Annotated in this window: 16 protein-coding genes; 9 read left to right on the top strand and 7 right to left on the bottom strand. The window is 71.9% G+C overall.

What is annotated here, in order from left to right:
* The first annotated feature begins 50 nt into the window (after positions 1-50).
* Together A3G1_RS0116685 and A3G1_RS0116680 are read left to right on the top strand one after the other, a co-directional pair.
* Entirely contained in the window at positions 51-866 is an 816-nt protein-coding gene (locus A3G1_RS0116685) for an eCIS core domain-containing protein (protein WP_018350618.1), read from the top strand.
* Positions 867-952: 86 nt separating this feature from the next.
* Positions 953-1,597, top strand: a complete 645-nt coding sequence (locus A3G1_RS0116680; RefSeq protein WP_211216322.1) for a hypothetical protein — start codon at positions 953-955, stop codon at positions 1,595-1,597.
* A gap of 59 nt (positions 1,598-1,656) precedes the next feature.
* On the opposite strand, the gene A3G1_RS0116675 is transcribed toward A3G1_RS0116680, so the two are convergent.
* A complete protein-coding gene (locus A3G1_RS0116675) occupies positions 1,657-3,192 on the bottom strand; it encodes an FAD-binding oxidoreductase (RefSeq protein ID WP_018350616.1) in 1,536 nt (511 codons plus the stop codon).
* A gap of 38 nt (positions 3,193-3,230) precedes the next feature.
* Between A3G1_RS0116675 and A3G1_RS0116670 the strand changes: the two genes are divergently transcribed.
* Genes A3G1_RS0116670 through A3G1_RS0116655 form a run of 4 tightly spaced genes read left to right on the top strand, consistent with a single transcriptional unit; the run spans position 3,231 to position 7,117 of the window.
* The gene (locus tag A3G1_RS0116670) at positions 3,231-3,902 is read left to right on the top strand and encodes a TetR/AcrR family transcriptional regulator (RefSeq protein WP_018350615.1); all 672 of its coding nucleotides are present in this window, start codon (positions 3,231-3,233) and stop codon (positions 3,900-3,902) included.
* Entirely contained in the window at positions 3,899-5,404 is a 1,506-nt protein-coding gene (locus A3G1_RS0116665; RefSeq protein ID WP_018350614.1) for a glycerol-3-phosphate dehydrogenase/oxidase, read from the top strand. Before A3G1_RS0116670 ends, A3G1_RS0116665 begins: the two co-directional genes overlap by 4 nt.
* 47 nt (positions 5,405-5,451) lie before the next feature.
* Positions 5,452-5,997 carry a DinB family protein gene (locus A3G1_RS0116660; protein WP_040478678.1) on the top strand — a complete coding sequence of 182 codons (546 nt, stop codon included), beginning with the start codon at positions 5,452-5,454 and terminating at the stop codon, positions 5,995-5,997.
* A 52-nt stretch (positions 5,998-6,049) separates the two neighbouring features.
* Complete coding sequence (locus A3G1_RS0116655; protein WP_018350612.1) at positions 6,050-7,117, top strand: RNA ligase (ATP); 1,068 nt, start codon at positions 6,050-6,052, stop codon at positions 7,115-7,117.
* 27 nt (positions 7,118-7,144) lie between these two features.
* Here A3G1_RS0116655 and A3G1_RS0116650 read toward each other — a convergent pair whose 3' ends face one another.
* Positions 7,145-7,963, bottom strand: coding sequence for an SGNH/GDSL hydrolase family protein (locus A3G1_RS0116650; RefSeq protein ID WP_018350611.1), 819 nt, complete (start codon positions 7,961-7,963; stop codon positions 7,145-7,147).
* Positions 7,964-8,262: 299 nt separating this feature from the next.
* Here A3G1_RS0116650 and A3G1_RS0116645 point away from each other — a divergent pair, with 299 nt between their 5' ends.
* Positions 8,263-9,423 carry a trypsin-like serine protease gene (locus A3G1_RS0116645; RefSeq protein WP_245563512.1) on the top strand — a complete coding sequence of 387 codons (1,161 nt, stop codon included), beginning with the start codon at positions 8,263-8,265 and terminating at the stop codon, positions 9,421-9,423.
* Between the two features lie 56 nt (positions 9,424-9,479).
* Here A3G1_RS0116645 and A3G1_RS40635 read toward each other — a convergent pair whose 3' ends face one another.
* The 4 genes from A3G1_RS40635 to A3G1_RS40625 all read right to left on the bottom strand — a co-directional run bounded on the left by A3G1_RS40635 (position 9,480) and on the right by A3G1_RS40625 (position 12,206).
* A complete protein-coding gene (locus A3G1_RS40635; protein ID WP_018350609.1) occupies positions 9,480-10,067 on the bottom strand; it encodes an HAD family hydrolase in 588 nt (195 codons plus the stop codon).
* Positions 10,064-11,347 (bottom strand): NsdA family TPR-like regulatory protein, encoded by a 1,284-nt coding sequence (locus A3G1_RS41155; protein ID WP_018350608.1) that lies wholly within the window; start codon positions 11,345-11,347, stop codon positions 10,064-10,066. The genes A3G1_RS40635 and A3G1_RS41155 overlap by 4 nt, the downstream gene beginning before the upstream one ends.
* A gap of 269 nt (positions 11,348-11,616) precedes the next feature.
* Complete coding sequence (locus tag A3G1_RS35260; RefSeq protein WP_018350607.1) at positions 11,617-12,042, bottom strand: S26 family signal peptidase; 426 nt, start codon at positions 12,040-12,042, stop codon at positions 11,617-11,619.
* A complete protein-coding gene (locus tag A3G1_RS40625) occupies positions 12,039-12,206 on the bottom strand; it encodes a hypothetical protein (RefSeq protein WP_157641179.1) in 168 nt (55 codons plus the stop codon). The genes A3G1_RS35260 and A3G1_RS40625 overlap by 4 nt, the downstream gene beginning before the upstream one ends.
* 192 nt (positions 12,207-12,398) lie before the next feature.
* Between A3G1_RS40625 and A3G1_RS35255 the strand changes: the two genes are divergently transcribed.
* On the top strand, positions 12,399-15,419 hold the full coding sequence (locus tag A3G1_RS35255; RefSeq protein WP_018350606.1) for an AfsR/SARP family transcriptional regulator: 3,021 nt from the start codon (positions 12,399-12,401) through the stop codon (positions 15,417-15,419).
* A gap of 74 nt (positions 15,420-15,493) precedes the next feature.
* On the opposite strand, the gene A3G1_RS0116620 is transcribed toward A3G1_RS35255, so the two are convergent.
* Positions 15,494-16,012, bottom strand: a complete 519-nt coding sequence (locus A3G1_RS0116620; RefSeq protein ID WP_157641178.1) for a CHAP domain-containing protein — start codon at positions 16,010-16,012, stop codon at positions 15,494-15,496.
* A gap of 248 nt (positions 16,013-16,260) precedes the next feature.
* Between A3G1_RS0116620 and A3G1_RS41800 the strand changes: the two genes are divergently transcribed.
* Positions 16,261-17,325, top strand: a complete 1,065-nt coding sequence (locus A3G1_RS41800) for an N-acetylmuramoyl-L-alanine amidase (RefSeq protein WP_018350604.1) — start codon at positions 16,261-16,263, stop codon at positions 17,323-17,325.
* The last annotated feature ends 98 nt before the right edge of the window (positions 17,326-17,423 follow it).

The following is a 17,423-nucleotide window of genomic DNA, read 5'->3' as shown; positions in this document are numbered from 1 at the left end:
TGCCCTCGGAGCCGTGCCGTGCGCCGGGCTGACGGGTTCATGCTGGACACATGCGCGGTCATGAGCACGCAGTCGAGGAGAGCTACCGGCCCAAGGGCGACCGGCCCGAGCGGGAAGACCACGACCTGATCGGCCGGGCGGCCCTCGCCGGACGGCCGGACGTGCTGGGTCCCGCCGGGATGCTGGGCGTGCAGCGGCTGGCGGGCAACAGCGCGGCCGGGGCCATGATGACCGAGGAGTCCCCGGTGCACTCCGTCGTCAACTCGGGCGGCGGGTCCGCGCTGGACGCCGACACCCGGGCCGACATGGAGGGCCGGCTGGGCGCAGACTTCGGCGACGTCCGGGTCCACACCGGATCGCAGGCCCACGAGTCGGCCAGGTCCGTGAACGCGCAGGCGTACACCGTCGGCTCGAACATCGTGTTCCAGCAGGACAAGTACGATCCGGGTTCCCCGGCCGGCAAGCACATGCTGGCTCACGAGCTGACCCACGTCGTCCAGCAGCGCAGCGGTCCCGTGGACGGCACGGACGCCGGCGGCGGCGTGAAGATCTCCGATCCGTCGGACCGGTTCGAGCGGGAGGCCGTGGCCAACGCCGACCGTGTCATGTCAGCCCCGGCTCCAGCCCCGGTCCCCGCCGCTCCTGCGGCCGCCGTCCAGCGCTGCGGGTCTGGCTGCGGGCACGGCGAGCACGGAGGCGGCGACGCGACTGCCCAGCGCGAGCCCGAGGGCCCCCAGGACGCGCCGCAGGTCCAGCGGCTGGCCGTCCAGCGCGAAGAGGCCCCAGAACCCGCCGAGGAGGACGAGAAGAAGATCGCGCAGACCTACGTCCAGCGGGCCGAGGGCGAGGAAGAGGAGATGGCCTAGAGGTATGGGCACGGCCTTCCGCTCGCGGTGATCACCGACCATGATGGTCGGCAGGTTCGTGTCGCCGGAACTCACGAGGAGCGCGGATGCAGCCGAATCCACCGCAGCCCAGTTCGCCCGAGCCCGGCCAGGTTCCACAGCAGAGTCAGTTCCCTCAGCCGGGCCAGGTTCCCCAGCAGGGGCAGCTGCCTCCGCCCGGTCAGGCTGGCCAGCCGCCGATGCCGGGCGGTGGCGGCGGGCCCGTGCCGTGGGGTGCCGGGCCGGGGCCGGTGGCTGCGCGGCCCAGGCCGAAGCCGAGGGCGAATGCCGTAGCGGCGCTGATCGCGGGCATCTTCGCGCTGTTCACGGCCGCCGCGCTCGCCGCGTTCGTGCTCCACGATGTCGTCTACGCCACCGGGACGGCCGGCCACTGGTCCCGGATGGTGGTGGTGAACGTGATCGGCGGCGTCCTCGCGGCCGGGGCGGTGCTGGTCCCGGCGGGGTTCACGGTCGCTCGCAGGGTTCCTGCAGCGTGGACACTGTGCGCACTGTGCACGGTGTACGTGGTCTCGGTGTTCGTGGCGGCGCCGATCCTGTTCGGCACGGCCTTCAGCGCTCAGTTCGAGTTCGTCTTCGGTTTCGGCAAGTTCAACAGCATCGCGGCCGGGTTGACGGTCATCTTCAGCGCCCTGACAGCGATCGCGGCGGCGATTGCCGGCAGCGTGAAGTCGTACGTACCTCCGCGGGGCTGACCAGCGGGGGAGACGCCAGGTGCAGGCACGCCTCCGTGCCCGCACCTGCGTGACATCTCCTACGGGATCAGGACTCCCGGGTTCAGGATGCCGTCCGGGTCGACGGCCTGCTTGACCGCGCGCAGCGCCGCGACGCCGACCGGCCCGATCTCCGCCGCGTACCAGGGCAGGTGGTCCCGGCCGACCCCGTGGTGGTGGGTGATCGTGCCACCGGCCGAGGCGATGGCCTCCGAGGCGGCCTTCTTCGCCGCGTCCCACTGCTCGATCGGGTTCTCGCCGAGCGCGCACACGACCGTGAAGTACAGCGAGGCGCCGGCCGGGTACGTGTGCGACACGTGGCACAGCACCATCGGCGGCGTACCGCCCTCGACCAGTGTGTCCACAATGGCCTCCCGGACCGCCTCGTACAGGTCGGGGATCGTGGACCAGAAGGTCGCCGTCTCCAGCGTCTCCACGAGCGCGCCCGCGTCGAGCAGCGCGTCACGCAGGTACGGCGCGGAGAAGCGCCCGTGCGCCCACGCCTCGCCCGGCTCGGTGCCCAGCGGCTCCCCGCCGAGTGCCCGCAGCCGGTCGCCCGCGGCGGCGCGCTTCGCCTCGACCTCGGCAGCCGTGCCCTCGAAGCCGAGGATCAGCTGGCAGCCACCGGCCCCGTGGCCGAGCTTGCCGGGCCGGGAGAGCCCGATCGCCGTCTCGAACTCGTCCGACAGCCGCAGCACCGTCGCCTGGGGACCGTCCTGCGCCAGTGACCGCATGGCAGCCGTACCAGCGGCGAAGTCCTCGAACGTCCAGCCCTCGTAGTGCTTGACCTCCGGCACCGGCCGGATGGCGACGGTAACCGACGTGATCACGCCGAACGCGCCCTCGGACCCGAGCAGCAGCTGGCGCAGGTCGGGCCCGGCGGCCGAGCGCGGGGCCCGTCCGGTCTCGATCGTCCCGGTGGGCGTGGCCGCACGCAGCGCGACCACCAGCTCGTCGAACCGGCCGTACCCCGCCGAGGCCTGCCCGCTGGACCGCGTGGCGGCGAATCCGCCGATCGTCGCGTACTCGAAGCTCTGCGGGAAGTGCCCGAGGGTGTATCCGCGCTGGTTGAGCAGCTTCTCGGCCTGTGGCGCCCTGGCACCGGGCCCGAACGTCGCCGTCCGCGACTCGGAGTCGAAGGCGATCAGCTGGTCCATGCGCGCCAGGTCGAGCGCGAGCACCGGCTTGCCCGTCTCCGGCGTGAGCCCGCCGACCACCGACGTGCCCCCGCCGAACGGCACGACGGCGATCCCGCGCTGGCCGCACTCGGCCAGCAGCGCGACGACCTCCTCGTGGCTCTCCGGCCGGGCCACGGCGTCCGGCACCGCGCTGACGTCGCCGGCCCGGATCTTCAGCAGGTCGGGCGTCGACTTGCCGCGCAGGTGCGCGAGCCGGGCCCCGGCGGAGGAGTCCGCGCCGGGCAGCTCGGTGATCCGGCTCGGCGGCAGCTTCGCCGAGGCGGCGTCGGGGATCGGCTGGCCGGGCCGCTCGACGCCCAGCGCCGAGCCGAGCAGGGCGGTGACGGACTCGGGCAGGGTCGCGGTGCGGTCCGGGTCGCCCCAGCCGCCCCAGCGCATGGGTGCGTCGAAGGTATTCACAAGTTACACTGTGACACATGACGTCGACTCGTAACAACGAGGCTCACCACCCCGAGGCGCGAATCTCCAGCCCGGAGGCACGGGTCCCTGCGGCCCGGACCCCTGACGCGCGAGGTTCCGAGGCGCGGACCAGCGAGGATCTGATCCTCGACGCGGCCAGGGACCGGATCATCGCTGTCGGGCTGCGCCGCACCACGCTGACCGACATCGCCCGCCGGGCCGGCGTGTCCCGGATGACCATCTACCGGCGGTGGCCGGACATGGCCGGGCTGGTCGCCGACGTGATGACCCGCGAGTTCACCGGCCAGATGGCCGGGGTCGCCGCGGCAGCCCAGGGCGCGACGGTCCGGGAGCGCATGGTCAGCGGCCTGGTCGACGGGGTGCGGGTCATGCGCGCGCACCCGATGTTCCGCCGGATCGTCGAGCTGGACCCGGAGGTCCTGCTGCCGTATGTCGTGGACCGGCTCGGCGCCAGCCAGCTGGCGATGCTGACCCAGCTCGTCGCGCAGATCGAGGCCGGCCAGTCCGAGGGCTCGATCCGGGCCGTCCAGCCGGAGCTGCTCGGGCGGGGCGTGCTGCTCACGGTCCAGTCCTTCACCATCTCCGGGCAGATCATGATCGAAGAGCAGGATTTCCCGGTACTCGACGCCGAGCTGACCCTCCTCCTCGACCGGTACCTGGCGTCATGACCACCCGGCCCCCCGCCAGCACCGCGCTGAACGCCGCCCGCCGCGCCGAGGAGCTGGACCAGCTCTCCGAGGTCGACGTCCTCGTCGTCGGCCTCGGCGCGACCGGGGCCGGCGCGGCTCTCGACGCCGCGTCCCGTGGCCTGACCGTCGCCGCTATCGACGCCCACGACCTCGCGTTCGGCACGAGCCGGTGGAGCTCGAAGATGATCCACGGCGGGCTCAGGTACCTGGCCAGCGGTCAGGTCGGCGTCGCGTACGAGAGCGCCGTCGAGCGGGGCATCCTGCTCACCCGGACGGCCCCGCACCTGGTGGCCGCGCGCCAGTTCCTCCTGCCGCTGACGCCCGCCGTGAGCCGGGGCACCGCCCTGCTCACCTGTACCGGGCTCGGCCTCGGTGACACCCTCCGCGCGATGGCCAGGACACCCCGGTCAGCCCTCCCCAAGCCGCGCCGGATCTCGGCCGTGGAGGCGCTCCGGCTGGCCCCGGCGCTCGACCCTGCTGGCCTGCGCGGCGCGCTCGCCCACTGGGACGCGCAGCTCACCGACGACGCCCGGCTCGTGGTCGCCCTGGCCCGGACAGCCGCCGGGCACGGCGCGCGCATCCTGACCCGCTGCCGGGCACTGAGGCTCGGCCGGGTCTCGGTGCTGCGCGACGAGCTGACCGGCCGCGAGTTCGAGGTACGGGCCAAGGTCGTCGTCAACGCGGCCGGCGTGTGGGCCGGTCAGCTCGACCAGTCGATCCGGCTGCGGCCCTCGCGCGGCACGCACCTGGTCCTGCCGTCGGCACTGTTCGGCGATCCGGTCGCGGCGCTCAACATCCCGGTACCGGGGGAGCGCTCCCGCTTCGTTCTCGTCCTCCCGCAGCCCGACGGCCGGACCTACGTCGGGCTGACCGACGAGCCGGTGGACGGGCCGATCCCCGACGTGCCGGAGCCCTCACAGTCCGAGGTGGACTTCCTGCTCTCCGCCGCGTCCTCAGCCCTGCGGACCCCGATCCGGCCCGCCGACGTCCTCGGTACCTTCGCCGGTCTGCGGCCCCTCCTGGCGGCCGAGGGCAAGACGGCCGACCTGTCGCGCCGGCATGCCGTACTGGCCTCGGAGCAGGGCGTCGTGACGATCGTGGGCGGCAAGCTCACCACGTACCGGCGGATGGCCCAGGACGCCATCGACCGGGCGGTGACCCTGGGTGGTCTCACGGCAGCCCCCTGCCGGACCCGTGACCTGCCGCTGGTCGGCGCGGCACCTCGCGCCGAGCTGGGCGCGGTGGCGGCACCGGCCCGCCTCGTCGCCCTCTACGGCACCGAGGCCCCGCTCGTCGCTGCCGGTGACCAGGCACCGGCCGCGCCGGGGCTGCCCGTGACCCGGGCTGAGCTGGACTGGGCGGTCACCCGTGAGGGTGCCCTCGACGCCGGTGACCTGCTCGACCGGCGCATCCGGCTGGGCCTCGTCCCGGAGCACCGCAGCGCGGCGCTCGCAGCGGCCGAGGAGGCCCTGCGCTCCTAATCAAAAGGCTGGACGGGTTTCCCTTTCCCCGTGCCATGATCCACACCATGATCAATAACTCGACGGGTGGCTGGACCGCCCCGGCCGTCACCGCGCGTACCCAGGTCCCGCGCACCGGTTCGGAACGCGAGCAGCTCACGGCGATGCTCGCGTTCTACCGGGAGACGATCCTCCGCAAGTGCGAGGGCCTGACGGCCGAGCAGCTCAAGACCGCGCCGATCCCCACATCGACGCTCACTCTCCTGGGCCTCGTCCGGCATCTCGCCGAGTGCGAGCGCTGGTGGTTCCGGAGCAACGCCGCAGGTCAGGGGCCGTCGGACCTGTTCTGCACCGACGAGTTCGAGGACGGGGACTTCGATCTCGTCGCCGAGGCCGACGCGGAGGCGGACCTCGCCACGTTCCGTGACGAGTGTGACCTGGCCGACGAGGCGATCGCGCATCTGGACCTGGACCACACCTTCGCCCCGGTCTTCAAGCCAGACACCAAGATCTCGCTCCGCTGGGTGTACCTGCACATGATCGACGAGTACTCGCGGCACTGCGGCCACGCCGACGTGATCCGCGAGAGCATCGACGGCGTCACCGGCTACTGACAGCCCGGAATTCGTTCGTCAACGGCCAGCCCCGCCTGGGACGCTGTCGGCCATGTCCACACTCACCGTGACCGCCGAGCAGCTGACCATCCATCCGCATCCCAACGCTGACGTGCTCGAACTGGCCCAGGTCGGCCTGTACCGTGCCGTCGTCGCGAAGGGGCAGTTCGCCACGGGTGACTTCGCCGTCTACCTGCCCGAGGCCTCGGTGCTCCCGCCGGAGCTGATCGAGGAACTGGGCCTGACCGGCAAGCTGGCCGGCTCGGCCAAGAACCGGGTGAAGGCCGTCCGGCTCCGTGGTGAGCTGTCCCAGGGCATCGTGTGCCGCCCGTCGGCTCTCGCCGGCACGGACCTGGCGGAGGCCAGCCACAGCGGACGCGACTTCGCCGCCGACCTCGGGATCGTGAAGTGGGTGCCACCGGTGCCCGTGCACATGGCTGGCGAGATCATCCCCGCCGCGGATCTGCTGCCCTGGGTCGACATCGAGAACATCAAGCGGTACCCGGGCATCTTCACCCCCGGCGAGCCCGTCGTCGCCACCGAGAAGATCCACGGCACCGCGTGCCTGTTCACCCGCACGCCGGACGGGATGCTGGTGTCCTCGAAGGGCCAGGGTGCCCGCAGGTTCGCGCTCGTCGAGTCGGAGTCCAACCTCTACTGGCGTGCCGCCCGCGCCCACGGCCTGCCCGAAGCCGCCGAGGCGATCGCCGGGCAGTTCGGCGCGACCCGGGTCGGGATCTTCGGCGAGGTGTACGGCAAGGGCGTGCAGGACCTCAGCTACGGCACCACCGCCCCGGTGTACGCCGTCTTCGACATCGCGATCCACGCCGAAGGCGCTCCCGAGCCGCGCTGGCTCAACCCGGCCGAGCTGGCCAAGGTGGCCGCCGACCACGGGCTGCCCACGGCGCCGGTGCTCTACGAGGGGCCGTACGACGAGGCGGCGCTGCTCGCTCTCGCCTCCGGCACCGAGGTCATCTCCGGTACCGGCGCGCACCTGCGCGAGGGCCTGGTCGTCCGCCCGGCCACCGAGCGGCGCAGCGAGGTGCTGGGCGGCCGGGCGATCGGCAAGCTCGTCTCGGACGCCTACCTCACCAGGAAGGGCGGCACCGAGTACGAGTAGCCGATCACCCGGCGACCCGTCGGTCAGCTACCAGCCGAAGCCAGCGGCGTACGAGATCTGGGCCAGCACCCGCTGCCCTTCGGCGTTCGGGTGGAAGTAGTCCCAGCCGGACACCTGCGAGAGCTGGAACGGGTAGTTGAACGCGGTGTTGCCGTCGAACTTGCACTGCGCGCCGTACGCGGAGCAGGCCTGGGCGAGCTGCGCGTTGTACTCGGCCACCCGCTGGCGCACCCGGTCACGGCGGTCCACATCGGCCTGGGCCGTCGAGGTCGGGTTGGCGAGCATCGACTGGCAGATGCCGAACATCGACCAGGCGGTACGGGCCGAGCCGCTGACCTTGCCGACCTCCCACAGCCGCTTGATGTCCGGCACGCTGACGACGTACACCGAGGCGTTCGGCAGGCCGGACTTCAGCCGGCTCAGGGCGCTGTCGAGCTGGGCGCGGTACGTGCTGACCGGGGTCATTCCGGCCTCGGTCGACGTGCAGGCGTCGTTGGCTCCCATCAGGATGGTCACGTACCCGGCGCCCTGGCTGACGGCCGTCGAGGCCTGCCCGGCGAGGTCGGACATCTTCGCGCCGGACTTCGCGTCGTTGTAGTTCCTGCCGCTGATCGCCGGGTTGATCGCGAGGATGCGGCGGTAGTGGGAGTTCACCCCGGTGTCGGTACCGGTGCTCCACGACCGCGACGTGCAGTCGCTGTACCAGCCGCAGGCGTTGAAGCCGCGCGTGATCGAGTCACCGAGACTGGCCATCGAACCCGGTACCGGCGGCGCGGCGTGGGCCGCCGTGGGCAGCGCGAGGACGACGGCGAAGGCGAGCAGGGCGAGAACGCGGGTGGGTCTCACGGTTTCCTCCTGTGCACGACGGGTACGAGGGGACAAGAGCACAGTGGAGCGATATTCATCACTCTGTGGAGTGATTACCGCACAGTAGGGCGGCACAGCCGCCAAAGCAATGGACGGCGGTCGAAGTTCTTCCTGAATGGAGAGTGAAGCTCGGGAGATCCTCTGCTGTGTAGTCACTGAACAACCCAAAGTAATTGACATACTCCGATATTGCTTCCAGTGATGGTGATCGCTAGGTTTCCTCCCAACCCGCCCACGGCGCACATGCCGGGGAGGCGGTACCCCTCAGGGAGGTTTCCGTGGCAATCGCATTTCGCACCATGATCAAGGCCAGCGCGATCGCGCTCGCCGGGATCGTGGCCGGCGGCCTGGCCGCCACTGCGCCAGCCCAGGCAGCCACCGACCCCAGCCCAACTGTCGTCGGGGGCACCCGTGCCGCCCAGGGAGAATTCCCCTGGATGGTCCGGCTCTCGATGGGCTGTGGCGGAGCGCTGTACACCAACCAGATCGTTCTCACCGCCGCGCACTGCGTGAACGGATCTGGCCCCAACACGTCGATCACCGCCACGATGGGCGTGGTCGACCTTCAGGACACGTCCGCGGTCAAGCGCACGTCGGTCGAGGTCCTCCAGGCGCCCGGCTACAACGGGACCGGGAAGGACTGGGCGCTGATCAAGCTGGCCAGCCCCGTCTCCGGCATCCCGCTGCTGCCGATCGCTACCACGAACGCGTACGACAACGGCACGTTCGACGTGGCCGGCTGGGGTGCGGCGTCCGAGGGCGGCGCGCAGCAGCGGTACCTGCTCAAGGCGCAGGTCCCGTTCATCAGCGACGCCACCTGCAAGGCGGCAGGCGGCAGCTACTCCGGCCTGGTCGACGCCGAGGAGATCTGCGCCGGCTACAACCAGGGCGGCGTGGACACCTGCCAGGGCGACTCCGGTGGCCCGATGTTCCGCAAGGACGCGAACAACGCCTGGATCCAGGTCGGCATCGTCAGCTGGGGTGAGGGCTGCGCCCGTCCGGGCAAGCCCGGCGTGTACACCCAGGTCAGCCACTTCGCCGCCGCGATCAAGACGGCCGCCGACTCCCTCGGCGGGACCGTACCGCCCGGTGGCTGCGGCAAGTCCTTCACCAACGGCACCGACGTGGCCATCCCGGACAACACGACCGTGACCAGCTCCGTCGCCGCCTCCGGCTGCACGGGCAACGCGTCGGGCTCGTCCAAGGTGGAGGTGCACATCGTGCACACCTACATCGGTGACCTGGTCGTGAGCCTGGTCGCCCCGGACGGCAGCGCCTACGTGCTGCACAACCGGGCAGGTGGCAGCGCCGACAACATCAACACCACCTACACGGTGAACCTGTCGGGCGAGGTCGCCAACGGCACCTGGAAGCTGCGGGTGCAGGACGCGGCAGCCCAGGACATCGGAAAGATCGACACCTGGACGCTGACCGTCTAGGAACGCGATAACCAGAGCCGCTGCGGGTACCCCTCCCCGCAGCGGCTCTCCCGTGTTCAGAGGTCCAGCAGCTGGTCCAGTTCGGCCAGGGTCCCTGCGGCGTCCCGGTGGTGCACGACGGTCATGCCCAGCCTCGCAGCGGGTACAAGATAGTCCTTGACGTCGTCGACGAAGACGCACGCCGTGGCCGGCACTCCCAGCCTGGCCACCGTCAGCTCGAAGATCCTCGGGTCGGGCTTGCGCAGCCGCACCTGGTCGGAGATCACCACGACGTCGGCCCGGCCCTCCACATCGAACGGCCGGTAGGGATCGAAGTGGCCGGTGCCCCACGAGTTGGACAGGATGGCCACCCGCACTCCGGCAGCCCTGATCCTGGCCAGGCCGGCCAGCATCGCCTCGTCCGGCTCCAGCGCTGCGGCCATCCGCGCGAGCAGGCCCTCCGGCGCGACACCCAGCCGGACCGCCATCTTCTCCTCGAACTCCCGCTGCCCGATCGCGCCCCGCTCCAGATCCCGGCCGAGGTCGCTGGCCACCGCCGAGGCGAGCGTGCCCGGAGGCAGGCCCTCTGCCGCGTCGAATGCCGAGAGGCAGCCCAGGAAACTGCTGGTCAGCACGCCGCCGAAGTCGGTGATCAGTGCTTTCACGACTCTGAGCCCCTGGCCTTGGCGTCCAGCGAGTCCGCCTTCACCGCGATCACCTCGCGCCGCAGCGCCCGCCCGGCCGCCGAGCCCGTGGCCAGCGCCCGCTGGGACAGCGTGTCGAGCCGGCTGAGGTTCTGCGCGTGCTGCACCTGGAAGGCCATCGCCAGTGCGGCGCTCGCGTCCGCACAGGAGCCGTCGACCTCCCCTGCGCCGAACCGCGCCTCCGCCCGGTCGAGCAGCGCCGTGCACTTGTGCCGCTGACTGCTCTCGTCGAACCGGCTGATCGCCGCGTCGAGTAAGGGCTCCGCCTCGCGGAACTTGCCCAGCCGCACCAGATCCCCGCCCTCGTAGGCCAGCAGCTTGTCCCCGTTGAACCCGCCGAGCCCCAGCCAGACGCTGTCGTCGCCCGGCACGTGCTCCAGGGCCGAGCGGGCCTCGGCGAGGCGTTCCCGGCAGCCGCGCTCGTCGCCGAGGGACGCGTGCCGTTCCGAGGCGACGGCAGCCACCCAGGCCCGGGTCTCCCACGAGGCGCCGGTCGCCGCCACCTCGCAGCCCAGCTCGGCGAACTCCAGCCCGTCCTGGTGCCGCCCGGCGCCGTAGGACACGGCGAAGCTCTTCGCGCCCAGCGTCACGGCCTGCAGCTCCGGATCGTCGAGGCTCCTGGCGGCCTTCCAGCACAGGTCCAGATACGGCTGTGCCTGGTCGCGCCATCCAAGATCCATCATCAGGAGTACCGCGACGAGGGAGGCCATCTCGCCAGCCGTGCTGAGGATCGCGGCGTGCTGGGCCGCCGACCGGCTGCCCGGCCGCATCGCGAGTGCCCGGCCCAGGTGGGCGCGGGCGGCGGGCATCAGCTCGGAGGACGGCACGGAACGATAGGACCGCCGGTACTCGGCGGACACCCGGCGCAGGGCGGCGATCGCCTCGGGATCGGCGGGCCCGCCGGGCGCTGGCGGCAGGTCCAGCGCACCCAGGCCCGCGGCTGCCGCGGCTGTCCCCGCAAGGAATGTCCGCCGCAGCATCTCACTCCAGTCATCGACGTTCCCCGCTGGAAGTCTAGCCGCGAGCCGCTCCTGGCTGCGATAGGCGGAGATCAATGCGCCGTTACCCGACAGTGCCGCGTCGCACCGCTCGGCCAGCCGGAGCGACCCCGGCTGCCTGCCGTGTTCCACATGGGAGATGTAGGTGTAGTCGAAACTCGTCGCCGAGCCGAGCTGCCGCAGGGACAGCCCGCGCTGCGCCCGTAGCCGCCGCAGCGCCCGGCCGAACGTATCACCGTCCACAATGGCCTCGCCCGTAGCCTGGAGGAAGCCGCACGCGTATCGGCCGGAAGCCGTTGTTGGTCAACGCCTCAGCCAACGGCAGCCAACTTCCGTAAGCCGCACTGTATGGAAGACGCTACTCAGGACGGGTGGATGATCGCCAGACCCAGCCACAGGAGATCTGCCAGCCGCCGGGGGGAATGCCAGGGGCGCGGTAGTCGGATGAAGCAGGGCCGGCCGCCGTGCCCCTTCCAGCGCTCAGGCTTCGCCTGGCCGGGCGAAGCCCAGGATCACAGCTTGCGGACGACGACGCCGAGGAGCTGGTCGGCCGGTACGTAGCCGCAGTGCCGGGAGTCGAAACTGAGTTCCTGGTTGTCGCCGAGGATCACCAGCCGCCCCGGCGGCACCCGGTCGCCGGCCGCCAGCAGCAGCGCTGGTTCGAGGCCGGCCGGTACGGGATCACCCGGCAGAGCCGCCGCCCGGTTGACCAGCCAGCGGAGCGCCTTGTCCGCACCCGGCTGCCGGTCGATCACCACGATCTCGCCCCGGCGTACCCGGTTCAGCCTCCGCCGCCGCACCAGCACCCGGTCGTCGTTGCGCAGGGCCGGCTCCATGTTCGCGCCGGACACCGTGACGACGGCGAACTGGCTGCGGAGCACCCCGCACACCACCCCGGCCGTGACCAGCACCCCCGCGATCACCAGTAGCGGTGTCATCGGCGGCACCACGCATCCCACAGCGTCCCATCCAGACCACGGGACGGCGGGCGGGACAGCTGCCGGGCAGGCTCGGCGGCCGCCGGGCCGGGCGCGGCGTGAGCCCCCGGCGGGGCGCCGGTCTGGCCGCCGGTGTGACCGTGCGGGCTGACCAGGTAAGACATGGGCCTCCCCTTCCTGTGACGCCGGCGGGCACGCGAAGGACAGTCCGCGCCCGCCGGGCGGTGACGCCAGAGTGCACTGTGGACCTGGCACAGATCTTGCAACGATCTGGCAGCCGTTGAACCACGGCCGGCCGCGATGCTGCAATCTGTGGCTCACGCGCCAGCCATCGCCACGCCACCGGAGGAGGAGACATGCTCGACGTCGGCCTCCTGGGCACTGTGACTGTCAGTGTTGACGGCGGGCAGGCCGAAGTCGGCTCGGGCAAGCAGGCGTGCTTCGTCGCGGCTCTCGCCCTGTACGCGGGCCAGCCGGTCCCGATGGACACGCTGATCAGCCGGGTGTGGGGCGAGGCGCCACCGCCGGCTGTCCGCAGCACGCTCTACAGCCAGATCGCCCGGATCCGCCGGCTGATCCCGGCCGGGCTGATCGCCAGGCGCGGCGGCGGGTACGTCCTCGACGTCCCGTTGTCCAGCGTGGACGTGTTCCGGATGCGGGCACTGGCCGCCGAGGGTTCGGCGGCTGCCTGCTCCGGTGACCTGGCCGGGGCCACGGCGCTGTGGCGGGAGGCGGCGGCGCTGTGGCGTGGCCCGGCGCTGGCCGGGGCGACCGGTGACTGGGCCGACCGGACCAGGGCCGGGCTCGACCAGGAACGCCTCGCGCTCCTCGGCCAGCTCCACGACGCCGAGCTGGCCCTCGGCAGGCACGCCGAGATCGTCGCGGCCCTGGCCGGGCTGGTCGCTGAGTATCCGCTGAACGAGCCGCTCACCGGCCAGCTCATGCTCGCACTGCACCGCTCCGGCCGCACGGCCGAGGCACTGGACCGGTACGCGCAGGCCCGCGCCCGGCTCCGCGACGAGCTGGGCACCGAGCCGGGCCCGGCACTGGCTGACCTGCACCAGCAGCTCCTGCTCGGCGCGCCGCCAGCCACGGACCCGGTGCCCTCAGGCGGCCCGGCCGCCCGGCCCCGCCAGCTGCCGGCCGCCGTGCCGAGCTTCACCGGCCGGTCAGCCGAGCTGGCCGAACTGGACGGAGCGGCGGGCATCACCGTCCTCGCCGGTACCGGGGGAGCAGGCAAGACAGCCCTCGCCCTGCACTGGGCGCACCGGGCGGCAGCCGGCTTCCCGGACGGGCAGCTCTTCGTCGACCTGCGCGGCTACTCCCCGGCCCGCCCGCTCCCGCCGGAGGAGGTGCTGAGCCGTTTCCTGCGCGCCCTCGGCGTCCCGCCGGCCCAGATCCCGCAGGAGCCCGACGAACAGGCGGCACTGTACCGTTCGCTGCTCGCCGACCGCCGGATGCTGATCGTTCTCGACAACGCCGCCTCTCCGGCCCAGGTCCGGCAGCTGCTCCCCGGCACGCCACACTCCCGCGTGGTGATCACCAGCCGGGGTGACCTGCGCGGGCTGGCCGCGACGCACGACTTCCGCACCGTCCACCTGGGAGTACTCACCGAGCCGGACGCGGTGGGCCTGCTGACGGGTGTGCTCGGGCCGCTGGCTCCGTCCACGGCGGAGGCCGCGGAGCTGGCGAGGCTCTGCGGGTACCTGCCGCTCGCGCTGCGCCTGGTGGCTGCCGGGCTCGCCGCCGACCCTGACCAGCGGGCCAGCGACCTCGTGGCCCAGCTCGGCAGCCCGGGGCGGCTCGCGGCGCTGGCCTCGGGCGACGACCCGCAGGCGGCGGTCCGCGCGACCTTTGAGCTGTCGTACCGGGCAGCGGACCCCGAGGCGCGCCGCGTCTTCCGCCTGCTCGGCCTGAGCCCGGCCCCGGAACCCGACCCGGCGGCGATCACCGCCCTCACCGGCACCGACCCGGCCGGAGCGCTCGACCGGCTGGCCGCCGCGTACCTGATCGAGCCGTCCGGGGACCGCTGGCGGCTCCACGACCTGCTCAGGGAGTACGCGGCTGACCTGTCGGCGGCCGAGGACACCCCGGCCGAGCGTGACGCGGCCATCGGCAGGCTGCTCGGCTGGTACCTCGACGCGGCGACCGTGGCCGCGACCCGGATGGACCCCACGCACGTGCGGACCACGGTGCCCGGCCGGGCGGCTCCTGAGTTCGCGGACCACGGGGCGGCGCTGGCCTGGTTCGAGACGGAGCGGCCGGCCCTCGTCGCCCTGGTCGGGCACGCATCGGCTGCCGGGCTGCACAGCCACACCTGGCGGCTGGCGCACACGCTCACCAGGTACTTCCACACACGCGGCTACCTCGCCGACTGGCTCGGCACCGGCAGGCAGGCCCTGACAGCCGCCAGGGAGCTGGCCGAGCCGCACGCCGAGGGCGAGATCCTGAACAGCCTCGGCCTGGCGTACGGCGAGCTGGGCAGGCTCGCGGAGGCCACCGAGTGCCACGAGCGCGCGATCGGGCTCCGCGACACCGCCGGTGACCTGATGGGCCAGGCCCGCTCGCTCGGCAACTTCGGCAACGCCCGCCGGAAGCAGGGCCACACCGCCGAGTCCGTCGGGTACTACGACCGGGCGCTCGCGCTCTTCGAGGAGCTGGGCGACTCGCGCGGCACGGCGATGGTCCTCAACTGCCGGGCCATCGCGTACGTCCACCTGGGACACACCCTGCGTGCGGTCAGCGACTACGAGCAGGCCCTCAAGCTCGTGCTGGACGGTTTCCCGCTCGGCCGGGCCACGCTCCTGCTCAACTACGGCAACATCCTGAGCCGGCGGGGCCACTGGGAACGCGCGATCGGCTGCTTCCACGAGTCCCGCGCGCTCTTCGCCGGGATCGGCGACACGCACGGGGAGGGCGCGTGCGTGGCCACCGAGGCGCACGCTCTGCTCCGCGCTGGCCGGTACTCGCAGGCCGTCGAGGCCGCGCTGGCCGCCGTGGACATGTTCGGCGGGCTCGACGGCCAGCCGGACGTGGCCCGGCCGCACGGTACGGCGGCGGTCGGCCTGGCCCGGCTCGGCAGGCACGAGGAGGCGGCCGCGCACTGTGCGGCGATCCGCGCCCTGGTCATCGGGGCCGGCGATCCGCCACTCTTCCGCGACGTGTTCAACGCGATCGGGGAGTGCGAGCTGGCGGCCGGGGACCCGGCGGCGGAGGCCACCTTCCGGGCCGTCCTCGCGGCTGGGGACGCCGACCTGTACCAGTCGGCGCGGGCCTTGCTGGGGCTGGCGCAGGCGCTGGGAGCCGCTGGCTCGGAGTACCGCAGAGAAGGTCTTGATCTTCTGTCCTACCTGGATCTTCCCGAACCCGGCTGCTGAACGCACGCCGGGGCCGGGCCCGCGTGTCGCGAGCCCGGCCCCGGAACCCCTCAGAGCGTGCGTTCAGGTGCTGGTCAGGCGGCCTTGGCGGTGGTGTAGCCGACGATGTCGGGGTTGGAGCGCTTGATCGCGGTGGAGCCGGTCTTGTGGCGGACCGCGCCGCTCTCGTTGCCGCCGACAGTGTCGATCGTGGTGCTGCCGACCTTCACCACGATCGAGACGTGGTCGATCTTGCCGTCGTTGTTCCAGTCGAACATCACGGCGTCGCCGACCTTGGGCGTGCCGGTCCGGCCGCGGTAGGTGCCGTTGGCCTGGCCGTAGGACTTGAAGCTGGCGGCGAGCGAGTTGGTGCCGGAGGTCTTCGCGCCGGACTTCTTCCAGACCCAGCGCACGAAGTCGGCGCACCACGCCTGGCACGGGCCGTACGGGTTGCAGTTGTTACCGGTCTCCTTGACGCCGACCTGCGTCTTCGCCTTCGCGGCGATCTTCTCGCCCAGGGTGGGGGCCGCGTTGGCCTGGCCTGCGGTCAGGGCGACGATCGCGGTCACGCCGGCCAGCAGGGCGCCGGCCCGCTTCATGGTCAGAGCAGACATGGTGCTTCCCTTCGGTGGGGGTGGCGGGCCGCTCCCGGCTCGGGGCGGCCTCGATGGCACCGAATCTGCCGGGCCCGGTTGAAGAAACGCTGAAGTGCCTGGCCGGCCGTTGTTTGCTCCCCGCAAGTGCCGCAAAAGCGACAGCATTTCGTTCAGTACTCCGTTCAGCGTCCTGTTCAGCACTCGTTCAGTACCGGCGCGCAGGCTTCACCCCATCAAGTCAGCGCTCCACACAGGATGGTGATGACATGCGCAAGTTGGCAGCGTTACTGCTCGGCGGCGTCGTGGTGGCCTCGCTCAGCGGCCTGGCCCAGCCGGCCAGCGCGGCACCGGCGGGCGGGCTCGACGGGGCCTTCACGGCGGCCGGCGCCGAGTACCAGGTGCCCCGCGACCTCCTCGCGGCCGTCGCGTACTCAGAGAGCGGCTTCGACGGCCACCAGGGCCAGCCGAGCGCCAGTAACGGGTACGGGGTGATGCACCTGGTGAGCAACCCGAGCGCGACCAGCCTGGACCGGGCCTCCGTCCTCACGGGCGTCTCCGTCGTCACGCTCCAGAAGGACACCACGGCCAACATCCGTGGCGGTGCGGCCGTACTCCGGGCCTACGCCGACGAGGCCGGCCTGACCCCGGCCGACCGGCAGGACATCAACAAGTGGTACCCGGTCGTCGCCCGGTACGGCAACGCCGCCGACGCGCCCACCGCCCGCCTCTACGCCGACACCGTCTACGAGGCCCTCGGTACCGGGATCAGGGACGCCGCGCACGTCACGCCGCGTACCGTCGCGCCGCAGCGCGGCGAGCTGGCCGGTGTCGCCCCGCTCGGCGAGCTGATGAGCTCCGACTACGGCCCGGCCAAGTGGTCGGCGGCCCACTCGAACAACTACGCCACCGGGCGGGGCGGGAACTCCATCAAGTACGTAGTCATTCACGTCACGCAGGGCTCGTATGCCGGTAGTATTTCCTGGTTCAAGAACGGCAGCGCGAAGGTCAGCGCCCACTACGTGATCAAGTCGAGCAACGGCGAGGTCACCCAGATGGTCCGCAACAAGGACACCGCGTGGCACGCTGGGAACTCGACGTACAACAAGCAGTCGATCGGCATCGAGCACGAGGGCTTCGTGAACGAGGCGAAGTGGTTCACGAACGCGATGTACAAGTCGAGCGCCGCTCTGACCAAGGCGATGTGCAACAAGTACGGCATCCCGAAGACCCGCTCCCGGATCATCGGGCACAACCAGGTCCCCGGCGCCACCCACAGCGACCCGGGCCGGCACTGGAACTGGACGACCTACATGCGCTACGTCACCGCGTAGCCCCGCAGACGTGATGGCCGCTGGACCCCGATCCCAGCGGCCATCACCCTTTTCCGGCGCTTATCGCCCAGGCCCCCGGCAGCGTTACGACCTGTGAC

This window comes from Longispora albida DSM 44784 (assembly GCF_000379825.1).
GTDB classification, from domain to species: domain Bacteria; phylum Actinomycetota; class Actinomycetes; order Mycobacteriales; family Micromonosporaceae; genus Longispora; species Longispora albida.
Note: the sequence above shows the minus strand (reverse complement) of the source record. Positions and strands in the feature narration are given on the sequence as shown.